Here is a 16,739-nt window from a genome sequence, read left to right on the forward strand (position 1 = left end):
AGAGCGCTTAGTCTTGGATCTGGTTGCCAACAACGGTCTGGTTGCCCTTGAGGCCAATTGGCAGGCTTTCCAGATACGCGTTTGGCGTGCGGCCATCATAAGGGATGCCGTCGATGATATCTTCGGCAGGGGTTGGCGCCTTAAAACCGTCGCTGTCCCAAGGGAAGTCCGCCTCGTTTGCCATGCCTTCTTCGACCAGCATACGTGCGGCTTCGATGTAGATATCAGGGCGGTAGACGCTTTTTGCTGTGTCAATGAACCATTCGTCTGTCTGTGGTTCGGCAATCTGACCCCAGCGGCGCATCTGGCTGAGGTACCAGATTGCGTCAGAATAGTAGGGGTAGGTTGCGTTGTAGCGGAAGAACACGTTGAAATCAGGGACTTCGCGGATGTCGCCTTTCTCGTATTCGAAGGTACCCGTCATCGAGTTGGCGATCACTTCGGCATCGGCGCCGACGTATTCAGAGCGCGCCAACATTTCCACAGCTTCTTCGCGGTTGGCGTTGTCGTTCTCGTCCAGCCACATTGCGGCGCGGATCAGTGCTTTGGTGATGGCGATGGTTGTGTTCGGGTTTTCTTCGGCGAATTCAGCCGAGATACCAAATACCTTTTCTGGGTTGTTCTTCCACAGTTCGTAATCGGTGATGACAGGCACGCCGATACCTTTGAATACCGCGGCTTGGTTCCATGGTTCGCCGACAGAATAGCCAAAAATTGTACCGGCTTCCAATGTCGCTGGCATTTGTGGCGGTGGTGTGACCGACAGCAAAACGTCGGCACCAATCTGGCCGCTCACGTCATCGGGGGAATAGTAACCGGGCACGAGGCCACCCGCGGCAAGCCAATAGCGCAGTTCATAATTGTGGGTCGATACAGGAAACACCATCCCCATGTTGAACGGGATGCCCTGATCCTTGTAGTCTTCAACGACCGGAGCCAAGGCGCCGGCGCTGATCGGGTGCTGTGGACGCCCATCGTCCATCAGTGGCAGGTTCGGTTTCATCTGGTCCCAGACTGCGTTGGACACGGTGATGCCGTTCCCGTTCAGATCCATCGAAAAGGGCGTGATAATATGGGCTTCGGTGCCGTAACCGATCGTCGCGGCCAGCGGTTGACCCGCCAACATATGCGCACCGTCCAATTGCCCGTCGATCACGCCGTCCAGCAGGACTTTCCAGTTTGCTTGGGCTTCGAGGGTGACATAAAGCCCTTCGTCCTCGAAGTAGCCGTTTTCATAGGCCACAGCGAGAGGGGCCATATCGGTCAGTTTAATAAACCCGAATGTCAGTTCGTCTTTTTCCAGCTCGAGCGTTTGGCCGATGGCGGTGGTGCCAAGCAAAACGCCAAGGGTAAGCGCAAGGGGGAGAGTGGGCTTCATTATCGCGGTCCTTTCCGAGTAACGCGGTAAAACAAAAAGCCGCCCGATAAACTCACGCAGGGAGGCTGCATGAAGCTATCGAGCGGCTTTGCTCTAATTCAGTGCCACCCATCAGTGGTGGCCCATGTAAGACGTCATTGTCTTTGTTAGGTTCATCATGCCCGTTCCAATTGGCGCTTCAAGTGGAGGAGAGTTGCCCGGTCGCGAAAGAATGCCGCAATGCAGCAACTGCCTGATTTTTGATCAGTCCCGCACGTCAAAGTCGAATATCGCGCCATCAAAGAATGCATCTGGACCCAGAATCATTTCCCCTTTGGATGAGGCAACAGCCGTGGGTACGCGCAATGCGCCTTCGACTTTGGCCGACGCACCCGGCATATCGACGCCAAATGGGCCAAGGTTCGCGCGGTACAAATCGGTGCGAAAACAGTCTTTGCCACGTGCGATTGCGGTGTCAGGGTCAAGGTTGAACCAGACCGCGATCCTTTCCGCGATCCAAGCGGCCTGACTGCGCCACGGAAAGTTGGCAGCGTTCTTATGAAAAAACAGCATATGCGGTGGTGCGGATGGCAAGGCGCCCTTGCGCGGCACGATTTGACCGGAAATCGCGGGGTCAATCGCGTCATGTGGCAGGTCGATATGCTGGCTGCGCGCCAAAATTTCGACAGCAAGCGGTTTATTCTGCGGCTGATCCAGCCACAGCGTTGCGCGGTAGATCGCCCGCATCAGCCCCCGGCAGGTATCCGGATTTTCCGCGATCCACGTTCGTTTGGCCCCAAGCACCTTTTCAGGCGCAAACTGCCAGATCGCCGCGCCGGGCAAGACCAGTTCGGCCACACCTTGCTGGACTGCGGCCGTGCCCCAGGGTTCCCCGACGCAAAACATATCAAGCGTGCCGTTTGCAACGGCCTCGGCCATGCGCGGCGGTGGGATAGTGATAATTTCAACCCGCTTGCTGCGAAAGGACGGATGTGCCGACAGCCAGTGTTCCAGCAACATGCGGTGCATCGAAAACGGAAAGGGGATACCGATCCGTATCGTCTTTTGCCCGGTGGCGAACAGGGCGGTGGCAGTGGCGGCGGGGCTTGCAAAATCATTGGCCCAGCCGGTTTTTTCCATCGCGCGGGCCAGCGTGTTTGAAACGCCGATCACCGTTCCGTTGACAGAAAGCACCATCAGCGCGTCCACATCGGTCGGCACGCCACTTTGGCCCAAGGTCATCGCGATGGGCATGGGCGACAGCATGTGGGCGACATCAAACTGCCCCAACGCCAGCAAATCGCGCAGGGCGGACCACGAAGGTTGCTTGACCAGTTGCAGGTCGACGCCTTCGTCCGCGGCAAAGCGCAGTTCATGGGCGATGATCAGCGGCGCTGCATCAATAAGGGGAAGGTATCCACATCTGATCGGCGCACGCGTCATCCGAGCAGGTCCGCCGCAGTCACCAGAGCTTGTGCCACATCGATAACCTTGCGGCCTTGGTCCATCGCGGTTTTGCGTAGCAGCGAATAAGCTTCGTCTTCGTTGATTTTGCGCGCGTTCATCAACAGGCCTTTGGCGCGGTCGATGGTTTTGCGGTCGGTCAGGGCCTGTTTTGCGGCGCTCAGTTCATGACGCATCCGTTCGATCATCCGAAACCGGGCAATCGCGGTTTCCATCACGGGGATAATGCGGTTTTTCTGGAGCCCGTCGACCACATAAGCGCTAAGGCCTGCGGTGATCGCGGCTTGGGTCAGGCCGGCATCAGAGCGGTCGACAAACATCGCAACCGGGCGCGACTGGGCGTGCGACACCTGGCCGATATGTTCAAGCGTATCCCGATCCGGATGCGCAATGTCGATCAGGACGATATCGGGGTCAATTTCTGTCAGCTTGCGCGCCAGCAGGGTGATGTCAGCCACCACAAAGATGTTGTCCCAACCGCCATCCTTTAACGCATCCGTAATATCGCGCGCACGGGCGGCGTCGGCTTCGACAACAAGAATTTTGAGGGCGGTGTCCATAGGTCTGGATTACCAGACTGGATCGCGACCAACAGCGACAAGACATATTATTGGGCGCATGCCGCTATTTCGATTACCTAATTGGCAGATACGAGGCGTTTCGCTTAAAAAACGGGCATTATATTTTGCGCGCGCGCATCTTCTCGATTTCAGCGTCGACCTTGACTTTGAACTCCAGCGTCGCGGCGCGCATCAGATCGCGCATTTCCGGATAGGCCTTGCCGTTGCCAATCTGGCTTTGCCAATTCGACGGGGTCGCCATGTGTGGCGGCAGACGGTAGCCTTTGAATTTGTTCGAAAACGGGATGCAAACCGTTTTGCGCCCCATGAGCAGCGCCCAATAGACACCATGATAAGAGTTCGAGATCACCGTTGCGCCGCTTGCGATAAAAGCGAGCGCCTCTTGAAGCGACGCACAGTTATTGGACAGATGCGGGATGCTGTCGGGAATGCTGATGTTCTGCTGCGCGGTCTTGCCGCCGTGATTATAAAATACAACGTCATGTGTGGGCGCAGGTGGTGCATCAAACCACGGGGACATACACGTCGGGCACGGCGCATAGTCATAACGCGTATCGCCCCAATCACGACTGCCGATCAACGTGCATAACTTTCGCGCGCGCGCGTATTTCAGCGACAGTGGAAACGTTTGACGTGTGCCGACACCCCAAGCGATATGGGTGATATCGGGGCCACGATTGATGCCTTTGGCTGCGGACAGGCTGCCAAATATCTTCCCGCCGCCATAAATGCCAACATCGTACGGAGCGCTTGGGGTACGCATGTCTTTGACCTGCGCGTCGCCCCAGTCAAAATAATCGAACGGGCTGCATACGGCGTCACCGATATTTTTCGTGTCACGAAGGTGCTGAAACAGGACGCGCATCGGCTATCTCTTGTTAAGGGATGAAAAAGCGTCGGGATCGGTCAGGCCATGACGCGCAAGGAAAACGGCGGCGGCGCTGTCATCGACACTATCACCTTCAATCAGCGCTGCTTTGCGCATGATAGCGATTTCTCTTTTCGCGCGTGACACGCCTGCGACGTCACTGTTTGATATTTTGGCTGCGGTTTCAGCCCGCGACATCAGGTAATAATGGTTCAGTTGCAGGCCTTGCGTTGTCACGAAATTGGCCTGATGCCGCTGCTTATTCGGACTGATCTGACCCAACGTGTTTGCGGATGCGTTGCCCATCTTGCGGGTTTCAAATTTGTGCGTGCTGACCTGGGTAACATCACACGGGTCCACAATACATTTAAAGTTGAGCAGATCACCGGTTGCGTGGCGCGCACGTCTGTTGAACGCATACGGGATCGGCAGCACAGGCGGTTCGTCGTGCCCCGCATGGCCAAACATCGTCCATGGCAGTGAAATGTTTGTGAAAGCGTTTAAGTCCGCAAGCACATCGTCGATGCGCATATCATCACGCGGCACGATGTATTCGTCCACATCAATCATCGCCATCCAGCGAAATCTTGACCCGAACGTTGATATCGCGTGGCAATATGCAAGGATCTGACGCGGTAAGATAAGCGCTGGCTTCACGGTTTGCGTGTGCAACTGCCACGGGACGACAGTGACAGCGATGCCTTTGAAGTTGCGCGCGACCGCTACGGTATCGTCTGTCGACATATTATCATATAACACAACATGGCTGACACCGGCGAGCGCATGAAAGGTCAGCCAATCATGCAACCGTTTCCCTTCGTTGCGTGCGATGACGACTAGGCAAATGCCGTGCCGGTCTGGTCCTGCTTGCGGAGGTTTGATCGCGATCTTAGAGGCGCGCCCGACTTTGTTCCTGTTAAAAGGCCATATCATGATGAAGCGTCCCAAAATCCAAAAGTATCTGTGCCCCCGAGGCGATCGGCGATAATCGCGAAGTCGACGTCGTCGCGGTCAGGGTAGTAGCACTGATCGAGAAAGCTAAGAAATGCATCGCGCGATTCAGTGTCGAAGGTCAACGTATTGGCGTTCTGGAACGCCTTTTTTAGCGACGCTAGATTGGCGGCTGTTTGCGCCACCCCGTCTATCGCCCAGAAACATTGCCCGCAAGCAATCACGGGCTTGTCGAAAAACATCGCCTCAAGCCCGACCGACGAATTCACTGTGACCACACCCCGCGATGCGGCGACCTGCGCAAAGGTGTCATTGCCGTTGTCCAGATAAATCCGATGTGGGGCTGCGGCGCGGATCATTGCAGCGAAAGATGTGGGGGCGGTTGGGTGTTCTTTGATCCGCAGATGCCACCCATCGGGAAGGTGTTTCGCCGCTTCCGATAGGGCGGCGATAAAGCGCTCTACGGTCTGGAATTCGCCACCGAACAGCCGCAGTTGGCTGTCGCCGGGCGTTTGCAGCGGGACAAACAAGAAAGGATCGGTAAGCGCCGGAAGCGCGGCATCGCTGTTCGTGGAGGTCAGGGCTGGCCTTTGTTGGATTTGCGACCGCATGCGACGCCAATCGACGTTTGGCGCGGTGGTTTTCCAGGCCAAGTAAGGCGCGATATCGCGCGGTAGGCTGTTGGCGAAATTCACACCTGACGGATCAACGGTGATGCGCCCCGGAAATGGGGCCAGTTCAAAAAACAACCGTCGCGCGCCCGCGTGCTTGGCGCCTTGCATAAACACGCGCCGGGTTCCGTTCAGGCCGTTCCAGCAGACGGCAACCGCACCACGGCGTTTTGCAAAATAGGCGCGCGCACCACTGTACTGAAGCTTCAGAACCTGCAGGTTGAGCCACCGTATCACCCACAGTCTGTCGCGATCTTTGGACATCTGTAGCGCAGTCAGCGCCTCTTGTCGTGTTTCTGGCCAGCGACGCAACGACATCGGTGCCAGCCTTCGCCAGTGGATCGTCCCACCGGACCGCAGGGTATCGGCGATTGCCTTGCGCTTGCGCTTGCGCGGGTCCAGACAGACAAAGTGTGTGTCCTTGGTCATCCTTAGCTTTCCAGGTCCGCCCACCTAAGCTGCGTGTTGCGCGTGACGGTCCGCGTCAGTGTTTTGCCGATCACCTTGTCGAAATCATAGCCTGCGATCTCGCCGGATCCGGGGCGGCGGGCCCAGATGTCTGCCTCGGTGATGATATGGCCGGCGGGCAGGTCTTTGTCGGCAACAACGGATGCGCGCGCAAAGCGGTAGACGTCTTCTTCGGCGGTGGTGCGTTGTTTGGGGTTGCGCAGCGCGGTGTGAATTTCGCGCGAGCGGTCAATCAGATACCGCAGTTCCGCGGGGTCCATCGAATTAATGATATCCGGTCCTTTGCGGTAGCGGCTATCGGTATAGTGCCGTTCCAGAATGCACGCGCCCAAGGCGACAGAGGCCAACGCCATGTCCGGCCCGATCGAATGGTCTGAAAACCCGACGACTGCGTTGGGGAACGCATTTTTCAAATCTGTCACCCCTTGCAGTGATACGATTTCCGGCGGGGACGGGTACAGGTTGGTGCATTCTAGCAGGGCGTATTCAATCCCGGCCTGATCCAAGATATCGACGGATGCCCGCACGCTTTCGATGCTTTGCATGCCCGTGGACATGATCACCGGTTTGCCCATCCGCGCGATGTGGCGGATCAGGGGCAGGTTGTCGGCTTCGCCAGACCCGATCTTGAACGCGGGCACATCCAGATCGTACAGGAAATCGGCGGCGGCGCGGCTGAACGGTGTGGAAATCCAGATCATGCCAAGGCTTTCGGTATAGCGCTTTAGCTCTGTTTCGTCAGTAAGCGACAGCGCGCAGGCCTGCATCACATCCCAAATCGACACATCGGCATTCGGCGGGAAAATTTGTTTGGCCTCCTCCGTCATCTCGTCTTCGATGATGTGGGTTTGATGTTTGATCATTTCGCAACCGGCACCCGCAGCAAGGCGCACCATTTCTTTGGCGACCCCAAGGTCTCCGCCGTGGTTGATCCCAATTTCCGCAATCACAAGCGGGGGGTGGTCTGGTCCGATTTTGCGGCCGGCGATATCCATAGGTCTGCTCCTAAGCGCGAGGTGTATGTCGGGTTTCTATGGCGTTTGACGCGGCGGAGCAATTGCACAGATGACATTGCAATATGATGGTCGATGGTCCAAGTGAAACGCGACTGAACAACAGTGAGCCCGTGATGATCCGCCGCATATTCCAAAAACTTGCGCAGAAAGAGAAAGATCTGCGCAATTCCTTCGGCCACGATATCATTGATCCAGTTGAGCGGAAAAAATCCTTGCGACATTTTCATTGGCTTGATCACGGGATTTTGCGTGTCTTTTGGCACAACTTTGAAGAATTCGCGCCGGGCGCCTATCGGTCAAATCACCCGAGCCTGAAGCGCTTTGATGACTATGCTGCGCTGGGGATCAAGGCGGTCTTGAATTTACGTGGTGTCGCCAAGCAACCACATTACCTGTTCGAAGTCGAAGCCTGCGAAAAGCACGGTTTGACGCTTGTGACTGTTCCGATGGGGGCGCGTAGTGCGCCAAAGGTTGAAAGACTGGTTGATCTGATCACAGCGTTTCGCACTATCGAACACCCGTTTTTGATGCATTGCAAATCGGGCGCTGATCGGACCGGGCTGGCCGCCACATTGTATCTGATGCTGATCAAAGGCCAGCCGTTAGAGACAGCGCGCAAGCAACTCACGTTTCGGTTTTTGCATATCCGGCGCACGAAAACCGGGATTTTGGATCATTTCCTTGATACCTATGCCGCCCGCAATGCGCAGTCGCCGATTGGCATCGAAGACTGGATCACAACCGAATACGACCCAAAGGCCCTGACCAAAAGCTTTGCCCAAAAGCAGGCGACCCTGCGGTTCTGGCAGGGTTGGCGTTAGGCCGGCGGGCGTATCCCGTCTGCGATTTGTTTGCCCATCAGGTATTCGATGATGTCCCAGTCAAACGGGCTATCCACATCCAGACTGCGTTCGTTCGGTACGATCAGCGGGATGACGTGTCCTTCGAACAGGCGTGTGGCGGTCCGCAGGTAGGACGGTTTGACCACATAGACCAAACCGACATGATCATAGACCATGGGCGCCTGCTGGCGTGCCACCACACCGTGCGGCAAGGGTTTTGACACATGCAGTCCGCCCGTTTCGTCGGTTTCTAACATGTTGAAATAGGGGTTTTTGCGGCTTTCGCAGCAGGACATCACCATGTCGGGCTGCTTTGCCGCGAAAAGATCAAGGCCCGCATCCACGTCCTCGGGCAGGCGCAAAGGCGATGTGCAGTCGAGATCAAGAAATGCATCGGCGGGGCCTGTTTGCTTCTCCACCTCTGACAATGCGTGCTGCCAGACATCCCATTTGGCGGCCGTATCCGTGGCCAGATGTGCGGGGCGCAGGCCAATTTCGAGCGCGCCACGTTTCAGCCCGTGCGCGTACATTTCCGGGCTGTCGGTGGACACAACCACATGATCGACACGCGGATTGTCGAACAATTGGTCCAGCGCCCAATCAATCAGCGGCTTACCGTGCAAGTTGCGAAAATTCTTGCCCGGCACGCCTTTGCTGCCCGCCCGTGCGCCGATGTGCCCGATGATCATGGCCGCCCCCCTAGTCGCGTGTGCCTGCAAACCGTTCAGACCATGCGACGCGTTCTTCGTCGGTGATTTTATTGAACAGGTTATCTGGCACCGTAAAGGCGTGTCCCGCAGGCAGCGCGGTCAGGGCCGCTGCAACATCCGTCGGCCAACTGGTGTCATCCGTCTGCATCGCGGCAATCATCGCGGCGGCGGCATCGGGGATGAAGGGCGCGGACAGCACGCCATAAATGCGGATCAGGTTCAGCCCCAGACGTACCTGCATCGCGGCGGTATCCGGGTCGGTTTTAAAGGTCGTCCACGGCGCGTTGGCTTGCAGGTATTCGTTGCCCAGCACCCAGATCGCGCGCAATTCGGCGGCGGCTTTGCGGACTTCGATGGCTTCCATGAAACCTTCGTAAGCGCGGATGCGGGTGGTCAGGTCGACGATCAACTGCTCTTCGGCGGGGCCGAATGTACCGCCATCTGGCAGGGCTTCGCTGAATTTCGACCGGCAAAACTTAGTAATCCGACTAACAAAATTACCCAGCACGTCAGACAGGTCTTTGTTCACATCAGTCTGGAAGTTTTCCCATGTGAATTCGGCGTCCGACGATTCTGGGGCATGTGACAAAAGCCACCAGCGCCAATAGTCTGCAGGCAGCAATTCAAGCGCTTGATCCATAAATACGCCGCGTCCGCGCGATGTGCTGAACTGGCCGCCATCATAGTTCAGATAGTTAAACGATTTGATGTAATCGACCAGTTTCCAAGGCTCTTTGGTGCCCATGATCGTGGCCGGAAACGAAAGCGTATGGAATGGTACGTTATCTTTGCCCATGAACTGGGTGTAGGTCACGTCGTCCGCGCCTTTGTCGGTACGCCACCAGCGTTCCCAGTCGGTGCCTTTGCCTGCGTCTTGCCATTCTTGGGCGCAGGCGATGTATTCGATGGGCGCGTCGAACCAGACATAAAACACTTTGCCTTCCATGCCGGGCCAATCGGCATCGCCGCGTTTGACGGGCACGCCCCAGTCCAGATCACGGGTGATCCCGCGATCTTGCAGGCCGTCCCCGTCGTTCAGCCATTTTTTGGCGATCGAGGTGGTCAGGATAGGCCAGTCTTTTTTGCTGTCGATCCAAGCGGCCAAATCGCCCTTCAGTTCGGATTGACGCAAGTAAAGATGCTTGGTTTCGCGAACCTCAAGGTCTTTGGACCCCGAAATTGTGGAGTAGGCGTCGATCAGGTCTGTCGGGTCCAGTTGTTTGGTGCAGTTGTCGCACTGGTCGCCACGCGCGGATGTAAAGCCGCAGTTCGGACAGGTGCCTTCGATATAGCGATCGGGCAGGAAACGGCCATCCGCAACCGAATAGACCTGTTCTTCGGTCACTTCGCGGATCAGGCCGACATCGGCCAAACGGCCTGCAAAGGCTTGGGTCAGTTTATGGTTTTGCGGGCTTGATGACCGTCCAAAGTGATCGAATGACAATCTGAACCCTGCGGCGATTTTGGCCTGCACATCGTGCATTTCGGCGCAGTAGTCCGCGACCGGCTTGCCTGCCTTGGCGGCGGCCAGTTCGGCAGGGGTGCCATGTTCGTCGGTTGCGCATAAAAACAGAACCTCGTGACCGCGTTGCCGCAAGTAGCGCGCAAACAGGTCGGCAGGCAGTTGGCTGCCGACAAGGTTTCCAAGGTGTTTGATCCCGTTGATATAGGGAATTGCGGATGTGATGAGGTGACGGGCCATCGTTACTTTCCTATCAATTTGGGCCTATCTAACGGGCTGGGCCAATAGATGCCAGACGTTGCTTGCATTGACTAGTCATGGGCGCGTCGCAGCGTTATGATAAGCGCATAAAAACAAATTGAGGCACAACATGAAAACTCTTCTTGCTGCGGGTGTTTTGGCGGTCGCAGGCAGCGTGGCCGCTGCACAGGATTTCTATGTCGGTGGCGCGCTTGACTACGCCTATCCACATTCGGGTGACACGCAGACGGCAGGTTCGTTGATCGCGGGCGTCGATGTGGGGTATGGCCAATATGGTTATGGCGGCGAAGTTGAATTTGGCACGCATCTGGCAGGCGGCGGTGATTTTGACACACGCCGTTTGCGGGCGTTCGGGGCGTATGACCTTGGCGCGATTTCGGTGCGCGCCGCAGGCGGCCTAACCGCATACGAGCGGCCGAACGAAACCGAATCCGGTTATAACCTTGGGATCGGCGTGCAAAACGATATCGGCCGGCACCTGAGCCTGCGCGCTGAATTCATCCGTGATTTCATGGACGAAGGTGAAACGGCTGCGGTCACAACCACACGGATCGCCGCGTTCTACCGGTTCTAACGCTCGCGGCTGCGCCCCAGTAACCGGCCGATGATAAAGCTGGTGCGCGGGGCATAAATATAGCGCGTGCGCTGTTCCGGCGCGCGGCGCACTTGCATCCGGCCGATCCCGAACACAATCAACACGATGTGCCCGACCGAGATAAAGTAAAACAGTGCTGCGGGCCCAAAATGCGCGATCAGCGCGGATGTGGTATAGGGTGCGGCGATGGCCCCCACAGCATAAAAGAACATCAGCGCGGCGGACAGTTCGACTCGCTGGTCTGCGGTCGCAAAATCATGGGCGTGGGCGGTGGCGACCGAATAGATCGGAAATGTTGTCAGCCCAAAGATAAACGCGGCCAGCATGACGCTGTTGGCCCCATGACCGGCTGTTGCCACGGTAAACCCGCAGGCGGCTATGGCCGCGACGGACAGCCAAATCATCACCCAGCGCCGGTCAAATTTATCTGCAAGCCAGCCAACCGGATACTGTGCAACGGCACCCCCCGCAACAAAAGCCGCAAGGAAATAACCGATCTGATCGGCGCCCAATCCGACCTCTTGCCCGTAAATCGGGCCGACCATGCGGAAAGACGCCCCCGACAGCGCCGACACCAGCACCGCGGCAACGCCAAGTGGCGAACACGCCCATGCAAGGGCCGGGCGCAATCGCGGGGCTTTGGGGATGGCGGGCTGTTCAGATTGGGTCAGCGCCAATGGCAACAGGGATGCACAGCACAAGATGGTCAGAATATTATAGGCGATATAGGTTTCCATATCTGCCAGTGCGCCAATCATGAACTGCGCCACAAACGATGCGCTGATATCGGCGATCCGGTAGCTGCCCATTGCACGGCCACGGGTTTCGTTGGTGACTTTGGCCTGTAGCCACGCTTCGATCACGGTATAGCAGCCCGCAACGCAAAACCCCGCTGCAATCCGAAACAACGCCCAAAAGGCGGGGTCGGTGACAATGACGTGTGCCGCCATGCCGATCGCCCCGGTGGCCGTGAAACAGGCATAGGCGCGGCTGTGACCGACGCTGCCCATCAGGCGGGGGGCGACCCAACAGCCGATAAAAAAGCCAAAGAAATGCGCGGACCCCAAAAATCCGACCTCGCCGGTGCTGAATCCGCTGCGAAGCCCTGTCAACGCATCCAACGGCCCAACCCCGCCCGAGGATAGCTGCAAAAGCACCACAGATAAGAACAGGGCTGCAAAGGAAATCAGCATGCGCATAATCGCGACCCTGCGACAGTTGCGCAGCCAACACCAGAGACAAAAGTGGCGGTCCCGCAGATTGTGGCCTTGCCCTTGGCGGCGCAGGGGTTAGGTTCTGCGCGAAAAGCAATTTGAAAGCAGATAGATGCAGAAACTTACTCTTGGCCGTACCGATATCAACGTCACCGAATGGTGCCTTGGCACGATGACCTATGGCAACCAGACACCCGAAGCAGACGCACATGTCCAGATCGATATGGCGCTGGATGCAGGGATCAATTTTCTGGATACGGCAGAGGCCTATCCGGTGAACCCGATCAAGGCCGAAACCGTTGGCCGGTCCGAAGAAATCGTCGGCAATTGGATCGCGACATCAGGGCGCCGTGACGACGTTATCGTTGCAACCAAGGTGTCCGGCAACAACCCCGGTTGGGTCCGTGACGGCAAAGGTTTTGACGGCGGCATTATTCGCGAGACGGTCCATGCGTCGCTCAAGCGGTTGAAAACCGATGTGATTGATCTGTACCAGCTGCACTGGCCTGATCGCGGGTCTTATATGTTCCGCCAGAACTGGACCTTTGATCCGTCCGGTCAGGACCGCCAGCAAACGATGGACCACATGATGGGTGTTTTGACCACGCTGGGTGATCTGGTGAACGAAGGCAAAATTCGCGCCATCGGGACATCAAACGAAAGCGCGTGGGGCATGACCAAATGGGTCGATCTGGCCGAGGCCGCAGGTCTGCCGCGCATGGCGTCGGTGCAAAACGAATATTCGTTGCTGTGCCGCCTGTACGACACCGATATGGCCGAAATGGCGGTAAACGAAGACGTCACCCTGTTGTCGTTTTCGCCGCTGGCCTGCGGATTGTTGACGGGCAAATATCAGGACGGCACGATCCCTGATGGCAGCCGTCGGTCGATTGGCCCCGATCTGGGCGGACGCATGACACCGCGCACCTTGCCCGTTACCCAGGTATATTTGGACGTAGCCGCCAAGCATGGGCTGAACCCGATCCACATGGCGATGGCATGGCAGCGCACCCGACCGTTCCCGATTTCTGCGATCTTTGGCGCGACGACGGCGGATCAGTTGCGCGAAATTCTGGCGGGTCAGGATCTGGTGCTGCATGATGACGTGATCGCGGACATTGATGCCGCCCATAAAATGCATCCGATGCCCTACTAAACGCTGGGTGGATCACGATCCACCCGACGGCCCTCATCGTCGCAGGGGATCCAGAACCGTGGGCCGACCCCTGTGACCTCAGCATAGCCCATCGCGCGATAGGTCGCCTGCGCCGCTGTATTTTGCGGCGCAGTGCCAATGGTTAGCCCCTTTGCGCCTGCGGCCTTTGCGATAACGCGGGCCTGTGCAATCAAGGCTTTGCCGACCCCTTTGCCGCGCTGTCCATCGCTGACGAACAGGTGCTGGATGTCAAATCGGTCGACACCACTGTGCAGCGTTGGAATGCGTATGATCCCGGCGTAGCCGACAGGCATACCGTCTTGTTCAGCGATCAGCGCAAATGCGCGCGCCCCTGAAGCAAACAAAATCTCATGGAGCCTTTCATCCGTAATCGCGGCGGTGTCGTTATGCACGCCGGAAAGTGCGCGGATCATCGTGATCAACACTAGCAGGTCTGCGGGATTTGCGATGCGTATGATGCGTGTCACGCGCGTGGTCCTTTGGGTTGGTGCCACTGAGCGTCTTATATGACCCGGTTAAATAGGCAGACGAAAGGGACAAATAATACGTCATGCCATTTGATTGCCACGCACGCAGGATCGGGTCCCGTGTGTGGTTCCGCCTGCTTTGCGTTGGACTTCTGCCGTATTTGCGGTAGTGCAGGATCAACATATCAGGGGAAGAGGCCGATGGGTCGTATGAAAACTGTGCGGGCAGCCGCTGTCGCGTTGTCGCTGCTTGCAAGCTGCGCCTCTGTCCCACCCGTTTTTCCGGTTTACCGCGACACCACAGCACCGATTTCATCAAAGGCGGTGTTTGACCCCGTGGCCTACGCAGGCGTCTGGCACGAGGTTGCGCGTTACCCAGTCCCGTTTGAATCAAGCTGCGCCCGCGCGACTGCCGAATACACGCTGCGCCCCCAAGGTGACCTGTCCGTTTTGAATATTTGCCGCAATGCCGACGGTTCGGAACGGTCGCGCATCACTGGCAGCGCGCAGATCGTCGGTCCGGGCCGTCTGAAGGTGCAGTTTGATGGCATACCCTTGGTGAACGCCGATTATTGGGTGCTTTGGGTTGATGACGGGTATCGCACGGCGGTTGTTGGCGCACCTGATGGCAAGTCGGGCTGGATTTTGAACCGCGATCCTGAAATACCCACCGATAGGTTGAATGCCGCGCGCGATGTTTTGGAATTTAATGGCTATGATCTGAGCCAACTGATGGAGATACACCCATGAAGCGACTGGTTTTGGGAACGGTGATGTTTTTGGCGGCCTGTGAAGGCGGCGCACCAATGGTTGGGTCAAGCGGCGGCAGCGCCGGTATGAAAGAGTTCATGGTCATCGGCAATCGCATGACATTCGAAGACTGTCGTGCCCGCGGCGGTTTGATTATCCGTGACAGTAATACACCGATGGTCGCATGCGATCCAACGGTTCGCCGCGAACCTGTGCCTGCGGACGAGTTGAATCACCCCGGCGCTCCGACGAATTAAGCAGTTAGCGGATGTCGTGATCTGCGCATCAGGACAGAAGGATCAATTGCTTGGACCTGTGGATTCTGATCACTTTGGGGGCGGCCACGGCGCAGGCGCTGCGGTTCATGCTGCAAAAACAGCTGCGGGGCATGCAATTGTCGACGGCAGGGGCGACGTTTGCGCGCTTTGTCTATTCGTCGCCATTGGTTGTGCTTATTGCCATTTTTTACGCGCGCAGTTCCGGGCAGGGCGCCCCGCAATTGACGGCTGGATTTTGGCCTTATGCGATTGCCGGCGGGGCAGCACAGATTTTGGCAACCATGTGTGTGGTCGCGCTGTTCAGTCACCGCAATTTTGCGGTGGGTATCACCTTTAAAAAAACCGAAGTCCTGCTGAGCGCGCTCATCGGCTTTGTCGTCTTGGGCGATGTGATCAGTGTCTGGGCTGTTGGCGCCATGTTGATCGGATTGGTGGGCGTCTTGTTGTTGTCGGATCCACCGCATGCGATCGGCCCATGGCATACCCGCATCTTTAACCGTGCGACGGCGCTCGGCCTTGGGGCAGGCGTTTTGTTCGGGGTGTCGGGCAATGGGTATCGCGGCGCGTCGCTGTCGCTTGGGGCGGGGGATGTGTTTTACCGCGCGATTGTGACGCTGGCGATCGTCACGATGCTGCAGACCCTGACCATGGCGATTTGGCTGGTCTGGCGCGAGCGTGGCGAGATCATCAAGGTCGTGCGCGCGTGGCGCGTGGCTGGGTTGGTCGGTCTGACCAGCATGGTCGGGTCGATCTGTTGGTTTAACGCCTACACGTTGCAAACTGCGGCCTATGTGAATGCCGTGGGGCAGGTGGAACTGCTGTTGTCCTTGGCGATTGGTGCTTTTGCCTTTGGCGAAAAGATCAGCCGCCGTGAATGGCAAGGGATTGCGTTCTTGACCACCAGTATCGTGGCTTTGGTTGCGCTGGGCTAAAGCGGGCTTTGGCCATCCAATTGGCGAATGTGCCAATCTTCGTCTTCGTTTTGATAAAACGGCACGGTGGCAGGGCGGGTGCCCGATGCCACCTGATCACGCAGCGCAGCCAGAACGACCTGGGTGATAAAGGGTAGGTCAAAGTCCTGCGCCTGCGCCAGTGGCACCCATTGCAGGTGTGCCAGCTCTCCATCCGCTTGGCTGAAATCATCGGGGTCAGATGCCAGATCAGCCGCATCGGCCAAGAAAAAACGGGCATCAAACCGCCGCGGGCGGCCGGGAGGCGTGATTGCACGAAAGAAAAACTGTAGCGCTGCGCCGTTTGGTTGGTGACCCGTTGCCGCAAATGCCTGCCAGTTTCGGGGGGCACCGGACCATGCGGCCGGATGTCCAAGGATTTGACCGGTTTCCTCCCAGAGTTCGCGGATAGCGGCAGCAACAAGACTTGTGGGGGCTGTTGCACTATGTGCTGACAGACGCGCCGATTCCAGCGGGTGTAATGGCGCAATGGGGATCGTTGCGTCATGCGGGTCGACCGCGCCGCCCGGAAACACAAACTTACCGGGCATAAAGATCGCGCCAGCACCGCGTTGGCCCATCAGGACAGACGGCCTGTGGGGCGTGTCCCGCAAAACAATCAGCGTCGCCGCGTCCCTGATCGGCATTTCATCCATG

General features: G+C 57.4%; 18 protein-coding genes. 6 read left to right on the forward strand and 12 right to left on the reverse strand.

Annotation, left to right across the window (positions count from 1 at the left end; all coding sequences use genetic code 11):
* Positions 1 to 7: 7 nt before the first annotated feature.
* The 7 genes from ACXJGX_RS10075 to ACXJGX_RS10105 form a co-directional block, all read right to left on the reverse strand.
* Positions 8 to 1,378: a CmpA/NrtA family ABC transporter substrate-binding protein gene (locus tag ACXJGX_RS10075; RefSeq protein ID WP_474781209.1), complete on the reverse strand. Its 1,371-nt coding sequence runs from the start codon at positions 1,376 to 1,378 to the stop codon at positions 8 to 10.
* 243 nt (positions 1,379 to 1,621) lie between these two features.
* On the reverse strand, positions 1,622 to 2,800 hold the full coding sequence (locus ACXJGX_RS10080; protein WP_474781211.1) for a CmpA/NrtA family ABC transporter substrate-binding protein: 1,179 nt from the start codon (positions 2,798 to 2,800) through the stop codon (positions 1,622 to 1,624).
* Entirely contained in the window at positions 2,797 to 3,381 is a 585-nt protein-coding gene (locus tag ACXJGX_RS10085; RefSeq protein WP_474781213.1) for an ANTAR domain-containing response regulator, read from the reverse strand. Before ACXJGX_RS10085 ends, ACXJGX_RS10080 begins: the two co-directional genes overlap by 4 nt.
* Positions 3,382 to 3,499: 118 nt before the next feature.
* Positions 3,500 to 4,267 carry a glycosyltransferase family protein gene (locus tag ACXJGX_RS10090; protein WP_474781215.1) on the reverse strand — a complete coding sequence of 256 codons (768 nt, stop codon included), beginning with the start codon at positions 4,265 to 4,267 and terminating at the stop codon, positions 3,500 to 3,502.
* 3 nt (positions 4,268 to 4,270) lie between these two features.
* A complete protein-coding gene (locus tag ACXJGX_RS10095; protein WP_474781217.1) occupies positions 4,271 to 5,203 on the reverse strand; it encodes a glycosyltransferase family 92 protein in 933 nt (310 codons plus the stop codon).
* Positions 5,200 to 6,321 carry a capsular polysaccharide export protein, LipB/KpsS family gene (locus ACXJGX_RS10100; RefSeq protein ID WP_474781219.1) on the reverse strand — a complete coding sequence of 374 codons (1,122 nt, stop codon included), beginning with the start codon at positions 6,319 to 6,321 and terminating at the stop codon, positions 5,200 to 5,202. Before ACXJGX_RS10100 ends, ACXJGX_RS10095 begins: the two co-directional genes overlap by 4 nt.
* A gap of 2 nt (positions 6,322 to 6,323) precedes the next feature.
* On the reverse strand, positions 6,324 to 7,355 hold the full coding sequence (locus ACXJGX_RS10105) for an N-acetylneuraminate synthase family protein (RefSeq protein WP_474781221.1): 1,032 nt from the start codon (positions 7,353 to 7,355) through the stop codon (positions 6,324 to 6,326).
* 134 nt (positions 7,356 to 7,489) lie between these two features.
* Between ACXJGX_RS10105 and ACXJGX_RS10110 the strand changes: the two genes are divergently transcribed.
* Positions 7,490 to 8,197 (forward strand): phosphatase domain-containing putative toxin, encoded by a 708-nt coding sequence (locus tag ACXJGX_RS10110; RefSeq protein ID WP_474781223.1) that lies wholly within the window; start codon positions 7,490 to 7,492, stop codon positions 8,195 to 8,197.
* Here ACXJGX_RS10110 and ACXJGX_RS10115 read toward each other — a convergent pair.
* Positions 8,194 to 8,907, reverse strand: coding sequence for an acylneuraminate cytidylyltransferase family protein (locus tag ACXJGX_RS10115; RefSeq protein WP_474781225.1), 714 nt, complete (start codon positions 8,905 to 8,907; stop codon positions 8,194 to 8,196). The two genes, ACXJGX_RS10110 and ACXJGX_RS10115, sit on opposite strands and share 4 nt — an antisense overlap.
* Positions 8,908 to 8,917: 10 nt before the next feature.
* Positions 8,918 to 10,630, reverse strand: coding sequence for a methionine--tRNA ligase (metG, locus tag ACXJGX_RS10120; protein ID WP_474781227.1), 1,713 nt, complete (start codon positions 10,628 to 10,630; stop codon positions 8,918 to 8,920).
* Positions 10,631 to 10,760: 130 nt separating this feature from the next.
* Here metG and ACXJGX_RS10125 point away from each other — a divergent pair, with 130 nt between their 5' ends.
* The gene (locus ACXJGX_RS10125) at positions 10,761 to 11,225 is read left to right on the forward strand and encodes a hypothetical protein (RefSeq protein ID WP_474781229.1); all 465 of its coding nucleotides are present in this window, start codon (positions 10,761 to 10,763) and stop codon (positions 11,223 to 11,225) included.
* On the opposite strand, the gene ACXJGX_RS10130 is transcribed toward ACXJGX_RS10125, so the two are convergent.
* Positions 11,222 to 12,445 (reverse strand): MFS transporter, encoded by a 1,224-nt coding sequence (locus ACXJGX_RS10130; RefSeq protein WP_474781231.1) that lies wholly within the window; start codon positions 12,443 to 12,445, stop codon positions 11,222 to 11,224. The genes ACXJGX_RS10125 and ACXJGX_RS10130 overlap by 4 nt on opposite strands.
* A gap of 127 nt (positions 12,446 to 12,572) precedes the next feature.
* On the opposite strand from ACXJGX_RS10130, the gene ACXJGX_RS10135 reads away from it, so the two are divergent.
* Positions 12,573 to 13,616 (forward strand): aldo/keto reductase, encoded by a 1,044-nt coding sequence (locus ACXJGX_RS10135; protein ID WP_474781233.1) that lies wholly within the window; start codon positions 12,573 to 12,575, stop codon positions 13,614 to 13,616.
* Here the strand turns inward: ACXJGX_RS10135 and ACXJGX_RS10140 are convergent.
* Positions 13,613 to 14,104, reverse strand: a complete 492-nt coding sequence (locus ACXJGX_RS10140; protein WP_474781235.1) for an N-acetyltransferase family protein — start codon at positions 14,102 to 14,104, stop codon at positions 13,613 to 13,615. The two genes, ACXJGX_RS10135 and ACXJGX_RS10140, sit on opposite strands and share 4 nt — an antisense overlap.
* A gap of 201 nt (positions 14,105 to 14,305) precedes the next feature.
* Between ACXJGX_RS10140 and ACXJGX_RS10145 the strand changes: the two genes are divergently transcribed.
* Genes ACXJGX_RS10145 through ACXJGX_RS10155 form a run of 3 tightly spaced genes read left to right on the forward strand, consistent with a single transcriptional unit; the run spans position 14,306 to position 16,064 of the window.
* On the forward strand, positions 14,306 to 14,854 hold the full coding sequence (locus ACXJGX_RS10145) for a lipocalin family protein (protein WP_474781237.1): 549 nt from the start codon (positions 14,306 to 14,308) through the stop codon (positions 14,852 to 14,854).
* Positions 14,851 to 15,111: a hypothetical protein gene (locus ACXJGX_RS10150; protein WP_474781239.1), complete on the forward strand. Its 261-nt coding sequence runs from the start codon at positions 14,851 to 14,853 to the stop codon at positions 15,109 to 15,111. The genes ACXJGX_RS10145 and ACXJGX_RS10150 overlap by 4 nt, the downstream gene beginning before the upstream one ends.
* Positions 15,112 to 15,161: 50 nt before the next feature.
* A complete protein-coding gene (locus ACXJGX_RS10155) occupies positions 15,162 to 16,064 on the forward strand; it encodes an EamA family transporter (RefSeq protein WP_474781241.1) in 903 nt (300 codons plus the stop codon).
* Here ACXJGX_RS10155 and ACXJGX_RS10160 read toward each other — a convergent pair.
* Positions 16,061 to 16,738 carry an NUDIX hydrolase gene (locus ACXJGX_RS10160; protein WP_474781243.1) on the reverse strand — a complete coding sequence of 226 codons (678 nt, stop codon included), beginning with the start codon at positions 16,736 to 16,738 and terminating at the stop codon, positions 16,061 to 16,063. The genes ACXJGX_RS10155 and ACXJGX_RS10160 overlap by 4 nt on opposite strands.
* Position 16,739: the final 1 nt, after the last annotated feature.

Source organism: Yoonia sp. SWMV100 (assembly GCF_056108365.1).